This is a genomic window from Chryseobacterium sp. ISL-6 (genome assembly GCF_018613715.1).
Classification (GTDB): domain Bacteria; phylum Bacteroidota; class Bacteroidia; order Flavobacteriales; family Weeksellaceae; genus Chryseobacterium; species Chryseobacterium paludis.
Window position 1 is genome coordinate 1 of the sequence record NZ_JAGGPT010000003.1, and the last position, 24551, is coordinate 24551.

Below are 24551 nucleotides of genomic sequence, written 5' to 3' on the forward strand. Positions count from 1 at the left end.
TTTTTGCTGACGATTTACATACAGAGAACGTATTGATGCAGTAATAAGACAACATTTGGACGTCGCTAAAAAAGTGTCGAAAAGCCAACCTCGTATTGTTAGTATTCTGAACATATTTGAACTTGGATTAAATATTTTGCACAAAAATGCAATCTGGACAAATACAAAGTTCAATGATAAAATTAGAGAATTGTGTAAAATTAAAGCAGATATGGGAATGCTCGAACTTTTACCATCACAACGAAAAGCTTTAGGCGACAATCTACTAGATGTTGCAGCCAATGTCACTGTATTACAGATGCCAACAAGTGCAGGAAAAACTCTTCTTGCCGAATTCAATATCATAATTACTAAAGCGCTTAGAGCAGATGCAAAAATAGTATATATTGTACCCTCACGAGCGTTGGTAAACCAAGTATACTTTGATTTAAAATCCGATCTTGGAGAACTGGGTTTTGCTATTGAAAAAACCTCATCGGCTATTGAAATTGATCCTACCGAAAATTCATTTCTAACTGGAGATGAGAAAATTGATGTGCTTGTGTCAACTCCTGAAAAATTAGATTTATTAATTAGGAGAAGACACCCATCTGTAGAAGATGTCTCAATGTTCATAGTAGATGAAGCACATACAATACAAAATGGAGAAAGAGGTGCAAAATTAGAATTACTGCTAGCTATCTTACGGAGGGAAAAGCCCAATGCTAAATATATGCTTCTTTCACCCTTTATTAAAAATGCTAATGAAACCATTACAGAGTGGCTCGGTGGAGGGAATTCAATTTTTGTAGATTGGAAACCTTCTGAAAAATTAATAATTGGTCTTAACACAAAAATCAACAAAACTAAAAACGAAATTCATCTTGAGGTCCTAAATTCACCTTATGATTCAATAAAACCAATTGAAAAAACTGTTTTCAATAATCCTTATCAGATTGAAAGCTCTGGTGAAAAAGATAAAATTTTTGAATTTTCAATCAAACATTTTTCTGAAAGTGATAAGACTATGCTGATTTTATGTTATGGAAAAGGTACTGCAAATAGCAGAGCTGATTTTATTTATAATAGAATCGAGAAAAATAGTTTATCTGATGATGTTAAACTTGTGAAAAAATTCATTGAAGACGAAGTTGGTAGCGGGACAACATTATCAAAGGTTATCAGTAAAGGAATTGTGACTCATCACTCTGGCATGTCGGATGAGACCAAGCTACTTGTCGAACATTTAATCCGACAAAAGCAAATTCAGTATGTTTGTGCTACTACTACCATTGCAGAAGGTGTGAACTTCCCGGTATCTTCAGTTTTTTTTGATGACTTCAGAAGAGGGCAGCACAGTAGGCTAGATTCTAATGATTTTTGGAATATTGCTGGAAGAGCGGGTCGAACTCTTGTAGATAATTACGGAAAAATAATAATGCCTTTTAACAGTGCGGCTAACATCAATAATGCTAAGGAACTAATAAAAGACAGTGCAAATGTTTTAACAAGTGTACTAGCTCAGCTGTTTGACAATGCAGATTCAATCGAAAGAAGCTTAACTACACCTAACGGATTCACACATTTATTTAGTAATTATTCTGACTCTCTTGTCCCTCTGTTCCAATATTTTGTGCACTTACTGAATGTGAGTGAGCACGAATATTACATCACAGAAATAGAGGACCTATTTAAGGATTCATTACAATATCACCTGCTGGATGATAATGATAAGCGTGAGAAATTCATATCAATATGCAAATCAATTTATTTACATCTTCAAAATAATTATAAAGACCGAGGAGTTATAGCATTTGCTGATAAAACAGGATTTTCTGTGCCATCAGTATTAAATGTCATGAGAGAAGCACGTTCAAATATTGAAATAAGAGATCTCTCTACTTGGTCAAAAGAACAATTGTTTGACAGTTCCAATCAACAAAATTTAACTGAAAAAATAAAGGTTATAGCGGCACTGAGAGAAACAAGATTAGGTGTTCAAGCCAATACACCATTCAATGCAGAACTTTATGCAAAGATTATAATAGATTGGGTAAAAGGTGATAATTTGGTTAGTATTGCAAATTTGCATCCGACTTTTAATATTCAAGATGCAAATGCACACGATACAGAAAATCGAATAACAAATTTCGTAAAAAAAATGAACGACATCAGATTTAAAGCATCTTGGGGACTCAGCGTATTAGAAGGCATTGTTAAGGGAGATACTGATATTAAAGATTCGCATATCCCATCTCTGGTATACTTTGGGGTTGATAATGAAAAATCACTTGCTTTTAGGATGATTGGTGTTCCTCGATCACTGGCTTTTTCATTTCAAAATCTTATTGAAGGAAATTTAAATGAATATTCTTACAGATCACTTAGAAATACTGTAAGTTCTCTAACTAATAATGATTGGGACGATTTTAGACCACGGAATTCCTCTTTGACAGGGATGGAATGGAAAAGAATTTCAGAAATTCTAGTGAAATAAAGACACCATTTTCCTTTCTAAATATCACTTTGTCATAATTCCAATTAAAGATTTTTCATATTCATTATCTTATAAAATTGATGAAACAGACACAAAGAAAAAAAAGCATATTTGAAATAGTATAAAAGTTTTTAATCGTCTTTTTCCATTCTGCTTCTCAAATCATTCATTCTACCAATATCATCCCAATCGCAGTCAAAGTCTTTCATATCTGCCTCAAAATTTAGACCCAAAAGTTGAACTCGTTCATTTAAATCATCCATTTTTTCTCTAAACTCTCCTACTTCACTTACATCGATCACGTAGTCCTTTATATTATCAAGTTCATTTGATATATGTTCAGAGAATAAATCGTGCAAATGTCTTTCAATCTTAAAAGTGTTAAAAATAGAGAAGTCTAAGTTGAAAGTGTCTTTTAAGTCTTCTAAAAGATCAACTGCCCTTTCAAGGTCGTACTCTCCGGAAAATAATTCATTTACAATATCTTCGGTTTTGGAAATTAAAGCTCTATTAACACTCCTGTTAAGCTTTGTGGACTCAACAAATTTCTTAAATAATAAGATTTAGTTCGTAGTTGTTATGTAAAGCCTCCCAATCTCTGATTTCTAATACAATTTTAACTAAGACTTTATTTTTATTTTCATTATTATCTTGTACAATATTGTTTATTATTGTGGCAACATGAATAAGATCATAATTTATATTTTTTGGTCTAAGATAATGCTCATAATTTCTCATCAAGTTATCTTTAAAGTCTTCGGTAACCGCGATCTGATTTGTACTTACCATTGAAAGAAACAAATCTGAGAGTTGCTTCACATATTGAACTGAATTAAACATCTTTGCTATTTCCAGTCGATCAGTTCCAACAAAATTTATTAAAAAATCTTTTAATGATGGATTAATAAAATCGACAGTACCACTCTTCCTTATAATGAATCCTTTATCCAGTTTTTCAATACTTCTTGTGAAAGGATGTACAGGAATTGAAGGATCATCATTGCCGAAGATTTCAAGCCTTTTATTGAATGCCTTATTAAGTAAACTTTCTTCAACCTTTCCATCAAAAGTTAATAATGTATTTAAGACCCAACGATCAAAATGATTTATTTGATGCTCATAAGCTTTCCTCCATATTTCAGATGGGTTCCTAAAATTTGCTACAATATACTTTAGATATTCATCTGGTCGAAAGTTTTTAACATTTTCATTTAACGTAATGAATTCAACAGAACGTGGATTAAAGTTTTGATGAGATACGATATATTCAATTACCCTTCTGTTATAAAAAACACTCTTTAAAACATCACTCATTTCAGATTCCTCAATATGATTTCTAAGAAGTTGTTCTTTGATGCCTTTGGAATATTCGGTAAGGTGAAAGACCTTTTCATTAATCGTTCTACTAAACCTTGTAAATCTATCAGACTCATTGATTACTGTATTTAAAATTATACTTCTGGTCGTAAATATGAGCTTCTTATTGACCATTTTTTTAATGCGTCCTATAATTCCTATCAATGCACTCTCACTACCTTGTGCTTTATTAACCTCCATTGCGTTGCTACCTAAGAAATCATCAAAGTAAAATATCTGTTTTGAATCATCATTCCTAATTACTTTTTCAATATCCTTAATATCGTCCATAATGTAAAGCAATTCGTAGCCTTGACTAATGTTTTCATACGTCAGCATCTCTGCTAATGTAGTCTTACCCACCCCCGGTTCTCCAGTAATAATAATGAAATTATTTGTTTTCAAATTCTCTCTAACCTGATCTAACAAAGGTGTTCTTACATAAATGCGTATTCTTTTTTTTAGTTCATCTTCAACAAAGTCGGACGAACGAAACTGAAGGTCAGAGTTTAATATTTTACTAAGTATTGAAGTATCAGAAAACCAAAGTTTATAGTGAGCAGTAAGAACATTCTCATGAAGTTCTAATAATCTATTGAGATCTTTTTTCCCATAAATATCATGCAAATTCCGAATATATGGTTGAAACACATCACTTATTTTCTTGATTTGTCCAACGCTAAGATCTACTGATGTAGCGAAAATATAATTATTCGGATTAAGTTTTATAACTTTATCAACTTCTTCATTTTCAAGCTTACTTAACATACCTTTGAATCCTGTACGATAATAATGTTTAACTTGTCCTACATGCTCATGCATTTTACCTTCAATAGAATACAGAAAATCTATTCCTTGATCTTTACCTTCTTTAAAAGTCCTGTATTTAACTGAAGAATCTGCTCCCTCCCGCGCATTTAAAAGATCACAAACTAATTCTTCTAAATCTGTACTGTTTAAAGTTGAAAAATCATAATCGGCCATGGTTAAATCATTTAAATATGAAAATATGATTTTTTTTACTGTTATATAAATTTGTTATATAAAATCTAAAACTTTTATATTTTACCTCAATTACACTTTATATCAATAATCTAAGTTTTCTAAAATAACTTACTTACATATCATATTAGAAGAGAGTAGCTAAAAAAAATCAGCGTCATTTTATTTTATTTATTATATTGAACTTACTAAAGTAAAAGCAATGGATAAGGATACTAATTCTGATCGTTTTTTGAGATTTATTCATTTCTATTTTACTCTCTCGGTTATTACATCGAATTTTTCCATCAATAGTAGCTTATAAAGTTCTGTGACTTCCTTCCAATCTTTAGCCTGATACTTGGTTTGTCGTCCTTCGAAAATTACAAAAAGTGATAAATCTTTATTTACTTCAATTACATTTTCATCATCGGTTATAACTGAAACCCAAAATGCTCCATGTTCGTCATCCATTAATTTAATGTCTGATATAGCTTTTACTATGTCCTTTTCATCAATATTATCTTTTTGATAGCCGCTTGCATATTGAATATAATTTTCTGTCATATTATCGTTTTGTGAGAATTAGTTCGATCTATCATTAACGTATAGTGGCTTTGTGATGGTGGGCAATCGAAGCACAAATATTCAATTTTGCACAAAAGTTCAATCGAAGAAATACCGTTGAACTTTGCAGTTTCGCTCTACTACTTTTGCCAAACATGTTCATGTTGGCTGCAGTATTTTTTAATTTTCGATAACATAATCATATCCAATTTCTTTAATTCCTTTAAAATCTTGTTTTAATTTTCGTTGAGATAAAACTCCTTCTTTATTAAGTTTTGCGAGAATTTTTTTAAGTTTTAAAATAGTTGATTTATTTTCAAGCATAAATTTATGTTCCGAAACCGGAAAACCCATATTTTTTAAAATTGAACTTGGGGTAATTACAAACTTGTTTTTACTTGTATGAAGTTTGAGAAATTCAGTGATTTTTACTTGGTCAAGTTCTTCTAAATTTACCATTCTCTCCAATTTTCGGTAAGATCTTCTTCTGGTTTATTATAGCCTTTTTTACTACTTGATAAAATTATTATTTCAACAATTTGTTCTCGTTCAGAAGTTTCTATTAGCTCAAAATTGCATTTTTCATTCAGCTTGTTTAATTTTTCAACAATGTTTTTTACGATATTCATTCCATCTTCTTTTGATTTTGAATTTGAAATTTCAGAAAGATAATTTGTTAGAATTTTCCCGCATTCTTCAACGTCATTTTTTGAATATGATGGATTTGCGGTTTCCATATATTCAATCATTGATTTTTTTAGAAATACAATTTGGCTTTCAAAACTTGGTTCCTCTTTTAAATCCATTTTTTCAATTTTACTAGTTTTTTGTTCAGAAATTTGAAGCTTATTATCTTGTCCGTTACAAGATTTTGTAATGAAAATCAAGGCTGAAAAAATAAAAATTGAATTTTGTTTCATTGTGTAAATTTTCTTTTGATAACTGCTTTTTAATATTGCAGCTAACGTCCTGTGGCTTTGCGACTGCTGCGGAAATTGGAACTAAGTTCGCTTGGCTGGACAAAACGAAATTAGGAAATTAAAACATAATTTGATAACTTAAAGCAGCTATAGCGCAAAACCGATGTTAGCGGCTGTACGTTACCATTTATCTTCAACTGTTTTACCTTGCAAAAAATTTGATAAAGAAAGAATATTTGCATTAAAATACTCTTCAATACTATTTTTAGCATCTTCTTTTTTTAATTCACCTTTCTTATTAAATATAAAGAATGAAATTTCGCTTCCCGTAAAATTTAGCTTATAATTTGCCTCATTATACATTTCTAGTTCAATGATCTCGTATTTTACTTTATTATCTTTAAAAGAAAGTTCCGTTGTATATTTTGCTGTAAATGGTGCTTTTGCAAATCCATTTTTAATTGTGATAAAACTTGGCGCGAAAGTCACAAATTTCAAATATTCTCCATCTGTTTTACCTTTTATAACATCATCAGCGCTTTTGTAATTTTTATTGATATATTTTAAAGATTCATCGTATAACTGTTTAGCAGTTTTACCTTCTGCGTGAATTATTACAAAAGATTTCTCAATATTTCCCGAGTCTTTTAAACCTGTTGGAGTGACAGTTATTTTCTGTCCGAAACTAAAATTTGCAAACATTAGTAACAGTAAAAGCGTAATTTTTTTCATAATAATATAGGTTTAAAGTTAAATATTAATCGGATGTGTGGTCTTGTCGCCAACTTTCAAATTTACGCATTGTGTCAATCCGATAGATATAACATACGTAAAGCCATTTATGTTACTAAAATAAAATTTTATTTTGATCGTTTTTTGAGATTAATTATGTTAAAATCATTTAATTTTTCGTCCCAAGTTTTATATTCTTTTTTCTTAAAGTCTAAAATTGATAATTCGCTCTCAGTGAGTAGCATTTGAAAAATTTCTTTAGTCATTAAATTCTACTAATTATATACTTGTCGATATCACATTTTCCAGCTATCCCAAATAAATTTTATTTATTAAGTTTCTTCTCAAAGCGATAATTACCGAGTCTTAGTAAGGCAACTATTAGTAATAGCATTGTGGCAGAGCTATAATTCTCTGTTTTATAAAAACAATGTGCAATATTATTTCTTAGATTCATACCTTCTGTCGTAAAAAGATATTTAAAAAAAGCAATATCATTGGCTGGTATTAAGTCCGTGATTTTTTCGTTATCTAAGAGCTTATCGAATGAAATACGCTCTTCAGTTCCGTCTGCTTTAAATTCGATTGTTTGCGCTTCGATTGCTCTAGAAAATTCCCTGAGCAAGCCTTCAAATTTTAAGACCAAACTATCTATCGCAACAATATATCCCTGATTATGATTTGTAGTCGTCTTAATATCAGCTTCGATCTGATTAAAAAAACCTTGTAAAGAAGGTGTCAGCAATTCAATCCAGTCAAATCCCTGTTTTTCGTTATTGTTATCTAAATAAGTAAAATCTGTTGCGTACCATGTATAATTTTTCAGGTAGTTAATTAAAGATTCGAATGTAATTTTTCCTTCCTTTATACCTTCCAAAAATACACAGCTAATTTGTCGAAAAGTAAAATTATTAATATGGAAATGATACGAGTTGATCATTCCGGATTTATTTTTATTTACATTTCTATTAATGTCAAATGTCATCGTTGTAACCAAATCGAATAATGCTGATTTAGGTTGCTCTTCTTCTGAATTTGGTTTAGGTAAAAAATCCTCTAGTATAAGATATTCATAAATATCTTTACTTGATTTTTCAGTTACAATCCGCTCAATATTATCATAGGTTATTTTCCAATATTGATTAAGTTTTTCCAATATTTTATCATCTTTAATTTCAAAAGGAATTCTCTTTAAATTAATCGTCTTCTTAGCTTGTTCAAGCAATACACTTGTTTGCTCAATTTTCTCTTTCTGATTTGCTTGTCTATACTCTTCTAATGCATTCAAATAAAAATGGTGAGCCACAAAACCTTGTTTATCTTCCTTTTTCAGTTGCGAAATATGCCAATCGCCAAGTTTCTCGTGGAAAGTCGCTGGGGATTTTTTTAGTTTTTGACTAAGAATTATCAATAATTTCAGAAAACTTTCTAATAATCTATCCTCTGCAATCTCCAATTGATTACTGGCATAATCGAAAAACTTCTCAAAAAGCGAAGTATCACTTTTTTTAATATTCTCAACTATAAATTTCATGATGGCATATTTGGAGAACTCGGTTATTTTATCTCCTGACAAAAGTGCGATAAAGTAATCAATAGTTTCAAGACTTTTATAGTTTATGCTCTGCGTTAAAAGAAAAAGATTTTCGAAATATGTTCTAAAAGAATGATTAAGTAAATTATCAGCAGCAGCAAAATTAGAATTTTCAAGAAGAGTCATATAACTTTCAATCGCCTGCTTTGCATAGTTATAATGTTTTTGAGGACTAAGCCAAAGTATATGATTGTATCTAGATTTGTATTTCGGATTAATAGTTTCCTCAGCTCTTTTTTTAAGGTAAACGAAATTATCATCAAACATTTCCAATGTTGGGTACTTATAATTACCCATTTGATATTGGGGAATGTGTTCTCCTTTTTTAATTGAAAAGTCGCAAAAAAACTGCTCGTAAGAACATATTTTTTTAAGCTCTATTTTAGAAAAGCTGTCACCAAGAATTTTTAGATATTTAGTTGTATTAAAATCACGAATGGAAAAATTTTCATCTTCTTCCAAATAAGTATAATAAGATTCAAGATCTGTAAATTGCATCGCAATGTATTTTTAGGTTATTAATTTAATTCATTTAAAATTCTGAAGTTGATCAAATTTTCAGCCTGTCAATTCATTAAATCTACCACTAAGCTTTTTTTCATCAATTCCATTCAACGAACTGAAAGACACAATTGATTTCTTCTGGTTTGCTTTCAGTAAATTCTTTAATATAATTATCAATTTTTAATAATCCCAATCCAGCATTTCGATTTTATGAAAAAAGAAAGAATCCATATACCTCCAAACACCTCCGCTTTGGCCGTACACCATATTTTCTCGTTGCTCATTCTGATAAAGCATTCGCAACATTATTTCTTTTGCATATTCTATTTCGTTAAATAACACAATTACTATTACCTTTACTTCTGCAATTGCAGGCGCTTGATGTTCAACTGATAATATTTCAAAGGTTTTCAAATTCTTTTGGTCAAAAACTTTTCGAACTCTTCCGGCTTCTTTACCCATATTAAATTCATCGGAAAATAAGCAAATCTGTTTAGCCATTTGACCGTAATTACTTTTCTGCCAATTTGTTAAAAAGTAAACAGCATCTCGCTCTGGCGTAAATTCTGTATATTCTTCCTCTGTTCCCTGAGTTGGAAAATCTATATTTACGACAGGTTTTCTGGATTTCCAATGATTCATGAATTTATCAGTTTCCGCTCTTTTTTCTTTCTGCAGTTTGTATTTATCAGTAGTTTCTTTCAAGTCTGATAGTGCCTCTTTCAGTGTAGACTTCTTAGTCTCCTTGGGTGGGTTTTCTTTATTTTTTTGCAAAGCTTTTGCCCAATCATTAATAGCAAATAATGTTAACCATGCTTTGCCAGCAACATATTTATTAGCATAAGAAATATCTCTTCCATGCAATATTCCATTTCTGTAAGGGAAAAATATCTCTTCAGTAGTTGTCGACTTTCGTGTCACATTTAAAATGTCCCTAAGCTTGGAGAGACCTGTACTATGCGCAGCAATAGAATCCCACGCGGTAAGATCAGTATTTTCCGCAAAAAAGCCTTTGCTCTTACTGATGTCATTGACAGTACCATCAATAATCATTAACAGTAATGGGATGGCAGAGTGAAATCTTTGGGCTTTTGTATCTTCAAAGGCTGCACTAATTAAATTATTTCGCTTTCTAAACTCAGGAACACCGTATGTTGAAGTTACCAACCATTGTATTTCCTCGGAAGTATAGTGATCGGCTAGTTTCTCCTCAGCAGCTTTTATATTGTCAGATTCTGCCAAATTAATGCATTCCATAATCAGATCGTGATTACCTGACTCGTGAGCAATCCAGCCAAGTCCGCTGAAATAATTATTAAATTGGTCAGGACTTTTGGAAATCTCGTCGAATTGTTTTTCAATCTCATCAAAATTTTCAAAAGCATCCAAAATTTCTTTAGCTTTTGAACTAAAAGGTGCTAAGAGTGATACAATTTTTTTTACTGACTTCCCCCCCTTTAAATTATTTCTAAATTCTTCAAACGAAGAATTATCTTCAATTTTATCTTTGTCTGTCATTTTGCGGGAATTATAATTTATTTAATACAAAAATACACTCCTACTACGCAACCAATTTGCGTAAATATTATTTTTTAACTGCCATATTCTTTATTTCTTCATTTGTATCATTTTTTGAGACTTAGCTTAACTCTTTTAAGTCAAAGTTATGTACATCTACTATTTTACTGCTCCAAATTTTTTAAAAAATGCTTCTCTGCCTTTTTTGTTATAAACGTAAGGATCAGAGAATGTTTTATTCCAATTGTCCGTAATTGATTTAAAATCTGTTCCGATGAATTTTTCAAGTTCTGATTTATTTACTGAAATTTTATACATTTTTTCCTCATAAGGTAAAATGATATTTACTTCGTCTATAAAGTCGAGTTTTCGCATTATTCTAACAGAGCCATCAATAAGTGCTTTTTCAATAGCATCTCCAGATTCCCAATATGCTTTCAATTCTGATTCAGTCAAAGATGATTGCGGATTGATTTCTTTGTAATCCGTAAAGTTTGATACATAAGTTATGGTCGCTTTTCTGTCGATTAATTCTACAGTCTTTATTGAACCTCCAGCCCTTAAACGAGATGCTTCAGTTTTGAGTTCCTCAAGTTTAGGGTGGTTGATTGATATTTTTTTATTAGACACGTTTCCCTTTATATTTTTCTTTTGTTCTCCATTTCCACAGCTAAAGAAAATACAAGATATAATGGTTATAGTTAATAGTTTAATTTTCATCGTTTTTTAAGATTTTAAATACTTTAAATAATCTTCTTCATTTTTTATTCTCTGAAAAATATCAGAAATTTGAACATCATTTAAACCTCGTTTAATCAGTGATAATCTAAGATTATTTTCTTGTTCTGTGGTCATTCTAAAAGGTGCTTTTTCCATCGTTTTTTGAGATTTTAAAATGAATCTTTGTTTAGTTTTTCCCAGTTACCTAGAAAATCCACATTGTTTAGAGTTGAAAGATCTACAATACCTCTAGTTGAATATTGTTTGCACTTGTCATAGGCTTCTTTACCTGTAGCAATAAAAAAGTTAGGAGCAGACATTTGATCTCCATTTAGATTTACAAAAATATAATAGTGATTCAAATTAATTTTGTCTTTCATTATTGGCCACCCTACATTCTTTCTTTTATAAATTGCTTTGACTTGAATAATAAATTGTTTGCCATCTTTTTCTGCAAGAATATCGATTGACTTTGCATTTCCCATAATAATTCCAACGCTGAATCCTCTCCTTAGAAGTTCAGCTGCAACAAAATACTCTCCAGAAAGACCAGTACTATTTCTTTGAATTTCTGCCATAATCTCATTATTTTTTTGTGGATCAAATCTATATTTTTCCTACTTAATCAGTTCTAAATGTTGAAGATTTTCAATGTAAATAGTTTCTGTAATTCCTTTTGAACTATTATTAAATTTAAAAGTTTCAGTGGAATTATCATATTCTCCTTCATACATATCAGAAAAACCTTCTCCCTTTTCATCTATTAAGAATATAAAATCTCCGTATTTTAATTCTAACTCTCTAAAAGTAAATGGATTCATTTTATAATTATTATTTCGTTGAATAATTTTCTAATTCAGAAATTTCTGTAGAAACTGTTTGCAGAATTAATTTCTTTTTTGTTTCAAAATCTTCGGAATTTACAAATGTTCTTCTTGTATAAATTCTAATCATCACAACATTCATATCCATTAAAGAGAACTCTTTGTTTACATTTTCCCACATCGCATCAAATTTATAATCACCCACATCTTTTTGTGCGATGAGTATAGATTTTAGATCTGAATCTTTGAATGTTTTATTTTGATATATATCTGCTGTCGCATAAATATTTTCAGAAACAAGCGGGGTTAACTTTTCGTCAATGCATTTTTTTATTAATTGTAGTTTCTCAAATTCTGCAAATTCCGAAGGACTTAATATGATTTTTGCTTGATATACCCTTTTAAATAATTTTCTATCTAATAATTCATATAAAATATCCTTTTCAAGTTGACCTTTAATAACGTCTTTTTTAACTGTATATCGTAAAAAAACGTCGTCACCATTTTTTATATAAAAATCTCTTAGATCTTCTAATGTCCTACTTTTATCCAACAGCTTTACATTTTTTACTCTGCTTGATGTTGTGGCAAAAGCTAACATTGAATTTGCGGATCTATTTGTTTTATGAAAATATACCTGATTGTATAAATGGGATCTGGATTGTATAAATCTAAGCATTGAATCTAAACCACTTTCTTTATAAGTAAGATATACAATATTATCATCTACGGTTGCCATAAAAGAGGAAAAAATTCTATTAATATCATAAATGCCATATGTTACTCCAGAAAAATAACTATCCCTTAAAAGATAATCCATTCTATCGGCGTCAATGGGAAAAGCAGTAATTATTCGAGAAAAGAATGATGTGTAATTATTATCTTGGGAATCCGAATAATCTAATAAATCTTCAAAATCTGGTTCAATCAATTTTACTATTCTTTCAGCAGATAAATCTTCAATATTTTTCTTTATAGAGTTGGAAAATTTGTGCACATTATGAAGATTTTCTTTCTTCAATTCATCAATTAGCAGAAAAATGAACGCACACGAAATTATTTCATGTTCAACTTTTTCTTTATTAGCCTTAATTAGCTTTTCAAATCCAGAATGATAACGACTTATAACCGATGAACTTTTTACAATATTTAAAAAGACATCTTTACTTATTGCAAATTCATCGAAAAGATGTGATAATGGACCATGCCCAATATCGTGTAAAAGTGCTGCTAATCTTAATTCTTGATAGAAAACCTCTTCTCGATCACCTAAATTATTTAAATCAAAGAAACTAGTTTCTCCTTTGATGGAGTACTTTTCCTTTTTCTTTTTTCCTGTAGCAAAATTCTCTTTACAAGAATCAAATATTTTTCCCGCTAAATGCATAACACCGATTGAATGTTCAAAACGCGTATGATTTGCAGAAGGAAAAACGTAGTATAGAAATGTATTTTGTTTTACTCTTCGTAACCTTGTAAAAATAGGCTGTTGAATTATCCATTTTTCAACTTCTGATAATTTTATATCTCCATGTAATGGATCAAGAATACTTCCGTAGTAATTATCTCTGTAATTTTCAATCATATCTGTATTTTTTTAAAATTAAAAAATTGGGTTATATAAATTATTATCTTTTTTAGAAAATAAACTATACGTAAGATAAGATGCTATTATAGCTGCGAAAAGAGGAATTACTAATTTAGTAATATCAGCTAATGATAATAACAGTTCATTGTCTATATCGAATTTTGTCATATTTATTAGTTTCTCGAAATATAATAAATATGTTTCTTATGAAGAAAAAAATTCTGAGTATAGTGATTAATTATATGAGTTGTCCATTTTAAAATTAATACTTTTAATTCCCATATTTTTAATTTCTTCATCTGTATGATTATCCAAAATTTTAGCGTACCTATAAAATGTTGCCCTGGTCAATCCAAATGGCTTATAAATTTCTTCTGGACGTTTAGTGACATCCTTATATATAGACCGCAGGAGTAATAGTTTGGAAATTGTTCCCCCAGTGTAACCCTTTGGTCTGCCACCCAATCTCCCCCTTGCCCTGGCAGATTGCAATCCTGCATTGGTTCTTTCTCTTATCAGCTCGCGCTCGTATTCAGACAGCGATGTCATTATATTTAAAAAAAGCCGACCATTCATAGTTGAAGTATCCACTCCATCGGTAATTTCTTTTATAATAATCCCTTGATCACTTAAACTTAAAACCAGATCAATAATATTTTTCTGGCTTCTCCCTAATCGATCCAGTCTCCAAACATAAAGTTCATCATCTTCTCTGAACTGTTCAATCATTTTATCAAGTTCAGGTCGATTTTTTGTTGCACCTGAAATTTTCTCCTGATAAATTTTCTCACAACCTGCTTTCTATAAAGCTTCAATATGTAAATCTAAATTTTGGTCTTTGGTCGAAACCCTTGCATATCCAATTTTCATATTTTGTTATATTAAACTCATACTTCGTAAGTTTATGAAACTTTGTTTAATGATACGAGATTTTGAGAAAATAAATTAAAAAAATAAGATGTGAATTTCCACATCTTTTAAAATCTCAAAATACTACCGTATATCTATATTAGTATTACCAAATATTTTAAAAATATCTTAAATCATTTAATCAAACTGATTAAAATATCTATATCCCAAATACTCTCATCATTTTTACAAGATGAATAAAATACCGACGAGAATCGGTATTTTATTCATCTATGAGTTTAAAAATTGTTCAAGAGTAATTTTTCTTACTTTAATTTAAAATCAAATAGTTCCTGTGGATGTACATCTAGTCCTTTGGCTAACTCTTGAATAGTAGAGATTCTAAGATCTGTTTCCCCTTTTTCTATTTTACTAATATTACTATGATCTACATCACATTTTTGAGCCAACTCTCTATAACTCAAATTCAGCTTTTTTCTAAATATCTCAACTCTTTTACCAAATGCTATTCTAAATTCTAATTTATTCATTACGGTTGACTTTGATAAGACAAAATGATGAGATTTCAATAAATTTTTGTAGTCGAATTAACCTACATAAAGAAAAATGTTTTATATTTGCTAAATAAGTTACAATAAAGGTAACTTTGCAATACTTCAAAAATAATAATCGAAGCTATTGCTTAGATTCTCGACTAGAAAACTGGTAATTTTTATGTGTACGAGAAGATAAGTAAATTAGCTCACGACCGCGGCGTGGGCTCTCTTATCGTACACGGGTATACCAGTACCTCTAGTCAATAAGTTGAGTTCCACGCTTTTTCTTTTGTGCAAAATTTAAAGAATAGTGGTATGAATAATAAGTAGAATTCTTCTTAGAGATCTAAGCAGTTCCTTCCAGCAATAATTTAGCTAAAAAACGCTGCTTATGAAAAGAACAGACTCTTTACCCCGGAAGTTGAGCAATCTTCAGTTGTACGAACTGCTGAAAAAAGGCAATCCGACCGCTCTGGAACACATTCATCTCCGTTATAAAAGACTTCTTTTCTGGGTTGGATGGCAGGTGCTTAAGGATGATTTTGTAGTGGACACTATTGTTCAGGATACATTCCTTAAATTATGGCTACACCGTGACACCATTGAAACGCCTAATCATATTACTGGCTTTTTACGGTTTGTTATGAAAAGAGATTGTATATCGTATGTCACTGCTCCAAAAAATAAATTCAACCGCTTAATGGCTTCTCTTGACAGTTTTGAGAATTATCAGGATTATCTTGCAGGTTACGATCCTTTGAAAGATAAAGAGTATTTACTTAGCCAGAAATCCGATCAGAAAAATTTCGATGAAGTCAAAAAGGTTTTACCCGTTCTGGATCCCAAAAGGAAACACCTGATTGAACTTTGCCTTGAATATGGCTTTCAGCACAAACCTATCGCAGAAGCAATGGGAAGCAGTGTGAAAGACATTAGCAATGAGGTGAGCAGAGCTATAAATGACCTTCGGAAAATTCTTAATAGAAGTTCTTTTGAACAGCCACAGGAAAAAGCTTTCGATAATAAGGAACAGAGAGAAAAACTCAGCAGTCAACAACTTGAGATCATGAAAAGAAGGTTTGATCAGAAATCCTCTTTCAAGGTTATTGCCCAAGAACTCAAATTACCTGAAAAGGAGGTTCATCGGGAATTTCTGTATGCATATCAATATCTACAAAATCAAAACACTTCTGAAATACCTCTTTGAAATGGAAAAATCCACGATTACACTTACCCGAAAAATTCAGCTACTGATCGATCTTCCTGCAAATGAAAAAAACGAGATGTGGGAAAAACTTTATCGGTATCAGAACCGCTGTTTCCGGGCAGCTAATTTAATTGCTTCCCATCTGTATGTTCAGGAAATGATTAAGGATTTCTTTTACCTCACAGAAGAAATCCAATATAAGCTGGCCGATGCAAGCAAAGATGAAATGGGAATGTTCACACGTTCGAAAACAAATTCAACTGCACGGATGGTCTTTGACCGTTTTAAAGGAGAAATCCCCACCGATATTCTGGGAAGCCTAAATAACACGATTCAATCAACCTTTTCTAAAAACAAAGCCAACTACTGGCAGGGCTTAAAGTCTTTGAGGAATTTTAAAAAAGACATTCCAATTCCGCTTCCAGTCAAATGCATCAGTAAAATGAAATATGATTTACAAAAGAAAGCATTTTGCTTCAACATGTTTGCTATTCCTGTTAAAACGTATTTAGGTAAAGACTTCTCTGATAAGCGATTGATAATGGAACGCCTCTTAAGAGAAGAGATAAAACTTTGCACATCGCAAATACAACTGAAAGCCGGGAAAATCTTTTGGCTTGCAGTATTTAAATTTGAAAAAGAAGAACACATTTTAAAACCCGAAATCATTGCAGAAGCTTCCCTGTCTCTGGAACATCCTATCGTAGTAAAAACCAACAATGTGCGAATGAATATAGGCTCGAAAGAAGAGTTTTTATACCGCAGGCTTGCAATTCAGGCAAGTCAAAAAAGGATTCAAACCGGCATCGCCTTTGCCCGTTCAGGAAATGGAGCCAAACGGAAACAAAAAGCTCTTTATAAAACAGAAAATTTGGAAAGCAGGTATGTAAGTCATCGACTTCATTTGTATAGCAGGAAGCTTATCGATTTCTGCATTCAGCACCAGGCGGGCACACTTATTCTTAAAAATCAGGAAGACAAGATAGGAATTGCAAAAGAACAGGAATTTGTGCTTCGCAACTGGAGTTATTATGAATTGCAGACCAAAATAAAATATAAAGCAGAAAAGGCTGGTATCGAATTAATTATTGGATAAATGAAAAAAATAACGAGGGTGCTTGTACACCCGTAAGGTGAGGTCATGAACACTCACTAAATACTTAGTAGTATATACAACGGCGTGGGCTCCTTTTTTTTAGTAATTACTTCTTAAAGGATAATAATTATTTCTTCAATGACCTCTGCGCTCCCTATTGAGCTTTAGCATGACTCAGTACTACATTTTCAAGATAATCATCTCCCTTGCTCTAAAACTTATGCTCATTAAAAAAATAAGAGTAGAAAATTCTACTCTTATCTTAATTATTTAATTTTAATGATCACAATAAACCGATGACGATTTTGGAATAGGTATCTTTTTTTCTAAATAAAAATCCTTTATGTCTTCCTTTGCAAAATCATCACCCATTTCGTATGATTTCAAAAATGAATATGTTCCAAAAAAACTAGAAAATTTATATTTTTTAGATAAAGGATCATCAGTTCTTAATGCTAGAATTCTAGATATATCATAATATGCTCTTTTATAATTATTCTTCTCAGCCATTAGTATTGCATAATATAAGAATTCTTTATCCCTACCATTAGTCGTATATTTTTTATAACTTCTTATATATGCAATAGTATCACCATCTAAAATTGCTTTACTCAGATTATTCTGCAACTCTTTATCATTGAAATCAAATTTTACAAACTCTGTTTTATTAATTGTATCATTATCAGAGATTTTCTTTTTTAGTTCAGTTTTTTTTGTACAGTTAAATAATAAAAGTACTAGTAATAGAAATACTATTTTTTTCATAATTTCTTTTTATTATTGAAATTTAGGGTAATTTTTTATAAATTCTTTATACGCTTGCCTTTTCAGGACTTCACCATTTTTATAGAAAATAATTGATCCAAGACCGTCTCCTTTATTTTGTTCTTTGTTAATGTTTCTTATTCCTTTTACTGAATTGTCATATGTTACAAATTCGTCAAAGGCAATTACAGTAAGGTTAGGGTGTGCTTTTGAAACTATGGAGCCAAAAGATTTGTAAGTCTTTTGATCAATAACAAGATCTGTTCCTGTGTGACAAACATATAATATTAAAATCGCATCTTTTATTTTATCTACATTTTTCCAATTATTATTTCTTTGATTCATAATTTTATTGAATCCATCCGCATTTCTAACTTCATGTTCACCATCCCATATTGAACCAATCCCTCCATGCCCATAAGCTCTAAAGACGCCATCACCGGCTGAATCTTTAAAGAAATTAGACATTTCTTTAAATTTTTTATAAAATGGAGCGTCCTCTCCTGTTTTTCCAAAAAAATTAACAGGTTCTTCATCAGCACTTTTTTCATCTAATGAAAAGTTAAATTTATCAAAAATTGAAACAGCAAGATAAGCCATTATATCCCTAAATTCCTGTGTTTCTCCAAATGTTGCAGGATTTTGACTAACCAAATCACCACCGCCATAATTTGTAAACGGCGAAAGATGGGTTCTTTCTCCTGTTACTCCTGCCCACCATCCAGAGTTTGGATCCTGAGGTGTCATATCACTAGCTTCATATGGCATTACAAATTTTCTTCCATCAGGATCTATAAAGCTGATAGGATTGTTTACAACATAATTATAAGGTGAAAACCTTCTACTTGTCTCCGCTAATGGATCTATTACCCCCCATCTTCCTATATCTGCCATATACATCCTTGCGCCATAATCGCTCCATCCTGTTTCCTTTTGCAGTTCTTTACCGTTGTATTGATAGTTGTAAGCCTGGTTTCCGCTTAAGCTGATAGTGTGCTTTAATCCAAAAGGATAATAATTATTTTCCTCAATAACCTCTACGCTTCCTGTTGCACTTTTAGCATAGCTCAGCCTTACATTTCCTAAATGATCGGTATAGTTGTAAATATACTTATTATTTTCAAAATTGTAGTACCCTTCAGCTGTAGGCACAAACTTGAGAACCTGGTTGAATGCAGTTCCCGTATCTCTGGCTTCATATTGGAACCAATCAAGGTATTCAGTTATTGTTTTAGTTTCTAAGTTCGTTCTACCCAAGCCAAATGTATACGTTTTTCTAAGCTTTGTTCCATCTGCTCTGTATAGATATTTGGTATTTACATTGATCTCTACATCTTCTGTTATCACTCTGGGGCTATAGGTCTTATCAAATACCACATTATCAGGTAGGCTGAGAACATTGTAATCAATCCGAAGAATACCTTTATCCACCTGATCTTTCATGCTCCCATTATCATCATAAGTAATGGGATTCCCAGAAGTATCAGGATATCCTGCATAGTCACCTGTGGCATCACTTACAGAATTAAGTTTGTTCCCTGTATATTGATATGTTAAGTTATCAATCAGTCCTGTGGCACCTAGAGAATTTTTTCCATTTCTCTGAAGAGAAGTGATATTACCGTTTATATCATATCCCACAGATTCGTTAAACAGGTTATTCTCAGGAACAGAAGTATTTGGTTCAGAATAGGCACCTTTTTTCAGTCTATTTAATCCATCATAGGTATAGGTATATCTTTTTAAAACATTATCGCTTGCCGTTTTCCAGTCTATCTCACTAATGGTTCCATTATACTTTGATAAAGTACCAACAGGGTTGGTATATTTTACTTCATATCCGAATAATTTCCCACCAAGATTCGCTGGATTATTAACTTTGATTACTGAGCCTCTGATGTCATAGGTATACTCAATATTTTGTAGGTTATTTCCTATTTTTTTACTGGAAAGCTGAGAGAGCTCATTATAAGTATTCTCTGCCAGCAGCTCCTGAGGCTGACCAGTCACCTGATGCCATTGCTTTTTGAGTCTGTTTTGATTATCATACTCAAATGTCTGAGTGATGATCCTTTCTGTGTCTGTAGAGAGTCTTTTATGATAGACTTTAGATTGTTTGGGTACTCCAACAAAATCAAGTTCTGTTTCTGTTTTAGTATATCCACCTAGGTGGTTAATAGCGTACGCTCCAATAGACCTCCCTTTAGCATCATAATAAACATAACTTTTAGTCCAGTTATCATCTTCAATATTTTTCACTAAGGACATCACAGGCAAATTTTTAGTATTTACAGCAGCATTTTGTAGATCAGGAATAACAGGTTTACCCAATATAGTCGTCGGAAAAGAAGGGTTAAAGGAATAAGTTGGATAAGTATCATAATAATTAACAGATAAAATCTTCTGTATAGTAGTAGGATATACTAAGTTGCTATAATATATAGGCATTGTGCTGTTGGTGAATCCCGTTGTATTTCTTACTTCATCAGACGGTTGTCCTTGATTAATATAGTTATCAACATTACTTTGAACCTGTTCTCTAATAAACTGCGCTCCAATAGCAGCTATTCCCGTATAAAGTATTCTGGAGAATTTATCATATTTGGTAAACAGCCAATTTCCAGATGCTTTCATATTGGTATCCTGACTCATAATGACTCTGTCTGATTTGTCATACACCATATATTCCCACCCTTTTCCTGGAAGCTTTTTCTCTACCAGTCTACCAACAGTATCATATTTATACTGATAGCATAAATTATCTAGAATAGTTTGATCCGGTATTGAGGTTGTGACTGCCAATGGAGGAATTACATACGCCAACCATCCATATTCATTATAAATATAATAAGTATCTATGCTCTTGGTTCCATCATTTTTTCTTACCAGAATTACCTGTTCCAAGCCATTGGTAAACTCGATGGTAGTATTACCATCTGCATCAGTTACTGTACTTTTATATAGAGTATTGGCTGCATACATACCAGTATAAGAAATGGCAGTAGAGGTTGCTCCATTTTCCCATGTAGTAACCGTTGTTATTTTTTTTACGTCGCTTGCTGCATTAGCGGAATAAGAAAGCTGAGTGGGATGGGTAGCCCAGTTAGTTCCTATCGAAGCAACCTGTTTCAATCTTCCGGCTGGAGATTTTTCTAATGTTTTCTCACCATAAATTCTTTCGTTTCCATAAACAGCAGTGGCGTTATTCAAAGGAGTATTGTAAATAGCTCCGCCTTGAGTTCCCACTTGAGGAATAGGAAGGTAGTTTTGCGTTTGTCTTCCAAAGTCATCATAAACAATAGGAATTACCACGTCTCTTCCTGCTGGTGTTGCTTTGACACTAATAGACTGTTTAGCTCTTCCCAGTCCATCAAAATACTGAATGGCCTGGATTTGTCTCGCATTGGGGCTGGTAGAAGTTACTTCTTCCAGATAGGTTCTGGTCTGTACATAATTTTCATTAGTACTCGGACTTGTTTGCGCATAAGACGATCCTGCTACAAACAATATGCTAAATATACTTAAAATTCTTTTCATGATTTTTAGTGTTTGTAGTTATACTCGTATTCTTTTAATAGTTTACCATTCTTATCTTCCACCCTTTGTAATCGGCCCGATTTATCATACCTATACACTTCTCTTGTCCCATTAGGAGCTGTTATGGAAGTTGTCCCTATTAAAGGATCATATGTATAGGTGGTAATGGAATAATCTTTTATTGCGGTATCTTTTCTCAGGTTTTCCAAAGCCACAAGTAATGCAGGTTCTTTAGAAGGATCAACTGCATCAGCATCAGAGGCAGTAATAGCTGCTGTCACCGTAGCAAGAGATGCGATCTGGCTGTAAGATGCTCCTATAATTTTTGCAATGGGTTGGGTTCCTTTATATCCATAAATAATAGCGCTAGGAATACCTGATTTAGAAATAACTTCTCTTGGATTTCCTTTTCCATCATAATTATTGATGGTCATTTCTGTCATCGGAGTTTGATTTTTAAGGTCAAAAGAAAGTATAGAGCTAGGATATAAGTTGGAGGCATTATCAAATTTAGTTTCTGATTTTCCTACCAGTTTTCCATTAACTTTAGTTTCACTCTGTAAAGCAGTGGTAAGCATACGGGCGTTAATGAGCTTTGTATTGGAAACGTCTGATGCATATTTTACCGTTTTTTCAGTAATAATTCCTTCAGGAGAGGTTTCTTTTACGGTTAATACTGAAAAGTTATACGGGCTGAATGTCGTTTCAGAAGTGTTTTCAAGACTGGTAGAATTATCGAAAAATGTCTTAGAAGTTACTTTTGTAGATTTGATCCATGCTGCTTTTGAATTATAACCTGAGCAGGTACTATATTGAGGAGCTCCAGGAATATCATCCATTACATAATCAGTATTTTGTGAGCTGGTTATTGCATTCTGACTATTATATACTTCCTGCTTATACAATAGGCCTGTAGAAGTAATGTTATAATATGGCCTGAATAGAGGTATAGTAGACGTAAAATCTTCAGCCATTTTAAAGTAATACTTTGTAGAACCGAGGTTCTTCGTAGTGTCTCCATAAATTTCCTTTACATTTTTGTAAAGTACAATTGTATTATCATAAAACTCACTACTACCCTGACAATTTTCAGAGGTATAAACGGCCCCACTTGAGTCATTAGGATTTGCAAATGAATTATATTCGTAGCTTGTTTTCTTTTTTAAAACATGGTCGACATCAAACTGTTCGATACTGGCTATTCTAACACCTGCTGCAAATGCAGCATTTTTATAGGGTAATGGTACTGTAACAATTGATTTAAGCTTAATATTACCATTTCCATAACCAGGATTGTTGCCAAAACCTTTAATTTCGAAGGTATAGTCTCCGGGACTAAGAATATATTTCTCACAACCTAAAGTAGTAGTTGGAGTGACTTCTATCCCGGATTTCTTGAACTTAAAATTAATAACATGAGGCATATGAATAGGATACTTATCATCATACATCTCATACGTTAGATAAACAATATAGAAAGTCTTTGCGACATCGATATGAAGATTATAAACACTGCTTTGGTTCGTGTCAAAATCTATACTCTGTTCTTCAATTAATTTTTGGAAGGATGGATTAGTTAAACTATTATTATTTAGGTGAACAGAACTATTGTCAACGTATACTTCGTTAAGCTGAAAGTTATATTTGGTATACCCGCCCTCCGGATGTCTCATCATCTCTAAAGTTCGTCTCTTATAATTAGTTGGATTATAATATTCACCAGAGCAGGCATAATCATTACCCCCAATGTCCTTATACACTGAAAAGTAAAGATCAATATATCCAAAATCTCTATTTTCAATTCTCTCCTCGTTACTGTTAAGCTTTTCCAAGCTTGTTAACTCTCTTCTATCTCCACCTTGAAACAAAAACTTATACTTCGAAATTAGCCTGTTTGATTTATCAAGAAGAGATACACTATTTATTTTGTATGGATCATCAAGCCCATTTTCTCTCATTGATTCATATACGTTTTCAAAACTTATTTTTCCAAAATCGGTCGAGATTTCCTTCAACTTACAGCTCTGGTATAATAAAACCGAAGATCCATTTTTGTTTATACTTTCTTTCTGGTAAGTGAAAGTGGCAACTTCAACGTTACTTTCATCCAATATTTTACTTAAGAAAAAAGCAGATTTATAATAAAAATTAGGGTCCAATAGAGATTTACTGTAGTCATCAAAAATATATTTAAACCCTTTTTCATCTGTAATTTTAAAAGAATTTATGATTAGAGTAGCCGTATTAGGATCTCTGGTATATTCAATTTTTATATTGTTCCCTGAAATATGATTTAAAGTAAAGGTATTATTGGTTACATCTCTGATAAAACTGAACTTACCAGAATTTCCAGGAATATTATAATAGTACAGATCATCAAATTCATTCTTTTTATAGTCAGGTTTCGATGCATTATCATAAAACTCGTCAACATACTCATTGATAACCCGAGAAACGCTTCCTCCTTTAGCTAAGGACCAGCCAATACCTACTTCACTACCAGGTTTATCAATCGCAGCATTAGCAACATGATAACTTAAAACAACAGGGAGTTCAAGGCTTTTATTGCTGGTCTGAAGCTTTAATAAAGGAAGCGATATATCCGGTATTCCAGTAGATAACGAAACAGGGGTATTGACATAGGAAGAAAAAGACGAAACGGAAGGAACCGGTTCGGGAGTATTCCCAAAATTTCTTTGCGCCTTTCCAGAGCCAAAGATCAAGATAGAGAATGATAGTAATTTATATATGGTCTTCATT

At 31.8% G+C, this 24551-nt stretch carries 21 protein-coding genes; 3 read left to right on the forward strand and 18 right to left on the reverse strand.

The features are described 5' to 3' along the window. Positions 1-55 precede the first annotated feature (55 nt). Positions 56-2476: a DEAD/DEAH box helicase gene (locus tag J7E44_RS24380; protein ID WP_214826665.1), complete on the forward strand. Its 2421-nt coding sequence runs from the start codon at positions 56-58 to the stop codon at positions 2474-2476. Positions 2477-2607: 131 nt separating this feature from the next. Here the strand turns inward: J7E44_RS24380 and J7E44_RS06165 are convergent, their stop codons facing one another. The 15 genes from J7E44_RS06165 to J7E44_RS06235 form a co-directional block, all read right to left on the reverse strand. Beyond that, the gene (locus J7E44_RS06165; RefSeq protein ID WP_214826668.1) at positions 2608-2835 is read right to left on the reverse strand and encodes a hypothetical protein; all 228 of its coding nucleotides are present in this window, start codon (positions 2833-2835) and stop codon (positions 2608-2610) included. 190 nt (positions 2836-3025) lie between these two features. Next, on the reverse strand, positions 3026-4816 hold the full coding sequence (locus J7E44_RS06170) for an nSTAND3 domain-containing NTPase (protein ID WP_214826670.1): 1791 nt from the start codon (positions 4814-4816) through the stop codon (positions 3026-3028). A gap of 267 nt (positions 4817-5083) precedes the next feature. Next, the gene (locus J7E44_RS06175; RefSeq protein ID WP_214826673.1) at positions 5084-5380 is read right to left on the reverse strand and encodes a hypothetical protein; all 297 of its coding nucleotides are present in this window, start codon (positions 5378-5380) and stop codon (positions 5084-5086) included. A gap of 180 nt (positions 5381-5560) precedes the next feature. Beyond that, the gene (locus tag J7E44_RS06180; RefSeq protein WP_214826676.1) at positions 5561-5839 is read right to left on the reverse strand and encodes a hypothetical protein; all 279 of its coding nucleotides are present in this window, start codon (positions 5837-5839) and stop codon (positions 5561-5563) included. Continuing rightward, a complete protein-coding gene (locus tag J7E44_RS06185; protein WP_214826679.1) occupies positions 5833-6300 on the reverse strand; it encodes a hypothetical protein in 468 nt (155 codons plus the stop codon). The genes J7E44_RS06180 and J7E44_RS06185 overlap by 7 nt, the downstream gene beginning before the upstream one ends. 180 nt (positions 6301-6480) lie before the next feature. Continuing rightward, the gene (locus J7E44_RS06190; RefSeq protein ID WP_214826682.1) at positions 6481-7032 is read right to left on the reverse strand and encodes a DUF4468 domain-containing protein; all 552 of its coding nucleotides are present in this window, start codon (positions 7030-7032) and stop codon (positions 6481-6483) included. A 325-nt stretch (positions 7033-7357) separates the two neighbouring features. Then, positions 7358-9088, reverse strand: coding sequence for a DUF7380 domain-containing protein (locus J7E44_RS06195; RefSeq protein WP_214826685.1), 1731 nt, complete (start codon positions 9086-9088; stop codon positions 7358-7360). Positions 9089-9310: 222 nt separating this feature from the next. Further along, positions 9311-10648 (reverse strand): hypothetical protein, encoded by a 1338-nt coding sequence (locus tag J7E44_RS06200; RefSeq protein WP_214826689.1) that lies wholly within the window; start codon positions 10646-10648, stop codon positions 9311-9313. A gap of 159 nt (positions 10649-10807) precedes the next feature. After that, positions 10808-11368: a hypothetical protein gene (locus J7E44_RS06205; RefSeq protein WP_214826691.1), complete on the reverse strand. Its 561-nt coding sequence runs from the start codon at positions 11366-11368 to the stop codon at positions 10808-10810. 6 nt (positions 11369-11374) lie between these two features. Beyond that, positions 11375-11524: a hypothetical protein gene (locus J7E44_RS06210; RefSeq protein ID WP_214826693.1), complete on the reverse strand. Its 150-nt coding sequence runs from the start codon at positions 11522-11524 to the stop codon at positions 11375-11377. A gap of 14 nt (positions 11525-11538) precedes the next feature. Then, complete coding sequence (locus J7E44_RS06215) at positions 11539-11946, reverse strand: PDDEXK-like family protein (protein WP_214826694.1); 408 nt, start codon at positions 11944-11946, stop codon at positions 11539-11541. A gap of 39 nt (positions 11947-11985) precedes the next feature. Continuing rightward, positions 11986-12189 (reverse strand): hypothetical protein, encoded by a 204-nt coding sequence (locus J7E44_RS06220; RefSeq protein ID WP_214826695.1) that lies wholly within the window; start codon positions 12187-12189, stop codon positions 11986-11988. Between the two features lie 10 nt (positions 12190-12199). After that, positions 12200-13777, reverse strand: a complete 1578-nt coding sequence (locus J7E44_RS06225; protein ID WP_214826697.1) for an HD domain-containing protein — start codon at positions 13775-13777, stop codon at positions 12200-12202. A 237-nt stretch (positions 13778-14014) separates the two neighbouring features. Beyond that, a complete protein-coding gene (locus J7E44_RS06230) occupies positions 14015-14563 on the reverse strand; it encodes a recombinase family protein (RefSeq protein ID WP_214827228.1) in 549 nt (182 codons plus the stop codon). 392 nt (positions 14564-14955) lie between these two features. Then, positions 14956-15180, reverse strand: a complete 225-nt coding sequence (locus tag J7E44_RS06235; protein ID WP_214826483.1) for a helix-turn-helix domain-containing protein — start codon at positions 15178-15180, stop codon at positions 14956-14958. Between the two features lie 397 nt (positions 15181-15577). Between J7E44_RS06235 and J7E44_RS06240 the strand changes: the two genes are divergently transcribed. Beyond that, entirely contained in the window at positions 15578-16393 is an 816-nt protein-coding gene (locus J7E44_RS06240; RefSeq protein WP_214826700.1) for an RNA polymerase sigma factor, read from the forward strand. Between the two features lies 1 nt (position 16394). Then, positions 16395-17489, forward strand: a complete 1095-nt coding sequence (locus tag J7E44_RS06245; protein ID WP_214826702.1) for a hypothetical protein — start codon at positions 16395-16397, stop codon at positions 17487-17489. Between the two features lie 276 nt (positions 17490-17765). Here the strand turns inward: J7E44_RS06245 and J7E44_RS06250 are convergent, their stop codons facing one another. Genes J7E44_RS06250 through J7E44_RS06260 form a run of 3 tightly spaced genes read right to left on the reverse strand, consistent with a single transcriptional unit; the run spans position 17766 to position 24550 of the window. Further along, positions 17766-18254 carry a hypothetical protein gene (locus J7E44_RS06250; RefSeq protein ID WP_214826704.1) on the reverse strand — a complete coding sequence of 163 codons (489 nt, stop codon included), beginning with the start codon at positions 18252-18254 and terminating at the stop codon, positions 17766-17768. Positions 18255-18266: 12 nt separating this feature from the next. After that, positions 18267-21791: a DUF6443 domain-containing protein gene (locus tag J7E44_RS06255; protein WP_214826706.1), complete on the reverse strand. Its 3525-nt coding sequence runs from the start codon at positions 21789-21791 to the stop codon at positions 18267-18269. A gap of 5 nt (positions 21792-21796) precedes the next feature. After that, positions 21797-24550: a hypothetical protein gene (locus J7E44_RS06260; RefSeq protein WP_214826707.1), complete on the reverse strand. Its 2754-nt coding sequence runs from the start codon at positions 24548-24550 to the stop codon at positions 21797-21799. Position 24551: the final 1 nt, after the last annotated feature.

Coding starts and splice junctions, on each gene's coding strand:
- J7E44_RS06205 (WP_214826691.1), bottom strand. CDS start 11,368: ATGAAAATTAAACTATTAACTATAACCATTATATCTTGTATTTTCTTT.
- J7E44_RS06200 (WP_214826689.1), bottom strand. CDS start 10,648: ATGACAGACAAAGATAAAATTGAAGATAATTCTTCGTTTGAAGAATTT.
- J7E44_RS06220 (WP_214826695.1), bottom strand. CDS start 12,189: ATGAATCCATTTACTTTTAGAGAGTTAGAATTAAAATACGGAGATTTT.
- J7E44_RS06235 (WP_214826483.1), bottom strand. CDS start 15,180: ATGAATAAATTAGAATTTAGAATAGCATTTGGTAAAAGAGTTGAGATA.
- J7E44_RS06175 (WP_214826673.1), bottom strand. CDS start 5,380: ATGACAGAAAATTATATTCAATATGCAAGCGGCTATCAAAAAGATAAT.
- J7E44_RS06260 (WP_214826707.1), bottom strand. CDS start 24,550: ATGAAGACCATATATAAATTACTATCATTCTCTATCTTGATCTTTGGC.
- J7E44_RS06190 (WP_214826682.1), bottom strand. CDS start 7,032: ATGAAAAAAATTACGCTTTTACTGTTACTAATGTTTGCAAATTTTAGT.
- J7E44_RS06225 (WP_214826697.1), bottom strand. CDS start 13,777: ATGATTGAAAATTACAGAGATAATTACTACGGAAGTATTCTTGATCCA.
- J7E44_RS06255 (WP_214826706.1), bottom strand. CDS start 21,791: ATGAAAAGAATTTTAAGTATATTTAGCATATTGTTTGTAGCAGGATCG.
- J7E44_RS06185 (WP_214826679.1), bottom strand. CDS start 6,300: ATGAAACAAAATTCAATTTTTATTTTTTCAGCCTTGATTTTCATTACA.
- J7E44_RS06215 (WP_214826694.1), bottom strand. CDS start 11,946: ATGGCAGAAATTCAAAGAAATAGTACTGGTCTTTCTGGAGAGTATTTT.
- J7E44_RS06170 (WP_214826670.1), bottom strand. CDS start 4,816: ATGGCCGATTATGATTTTTCAACTTTAAACAGTACAGATTTAGAAGAA.
- J7E44_RS06180 (WP_214826676.1), bottom strand. CDS start 5,839: ATGGTAAATTTAGAAGAACTTGACCAAGTAAAAATCACTGAATTTCTC.
- J7E44_RS06245 (WP_214826702.1), top strand. CDS start 16,395: ATGGAAAAATCCACGATTACACTTACCCGAAAAATTCAGCTACTGATC.
- J7E44_RS06210 (WP_214826693.1), bottom strand. CDS start 11,524: ATGGAAAAAGCACCTTTTAGAATGACCACAGAACAAGAAAATAATCTT.
- J7E44_RS06240 (WP_214826700.1), top strand. CDS start 15,578: ATGAAAAGAACAGACTCTTTACCCCGGAAGTTGAGCAATCTTCAGTTG.
- J7E44_RS06250 (WP_214826704.1), bottom strand. CDS start 18,254: ATGAAAAAAATAGTATTTCTATTACTAGTACTTTTATTATTTAACTGT.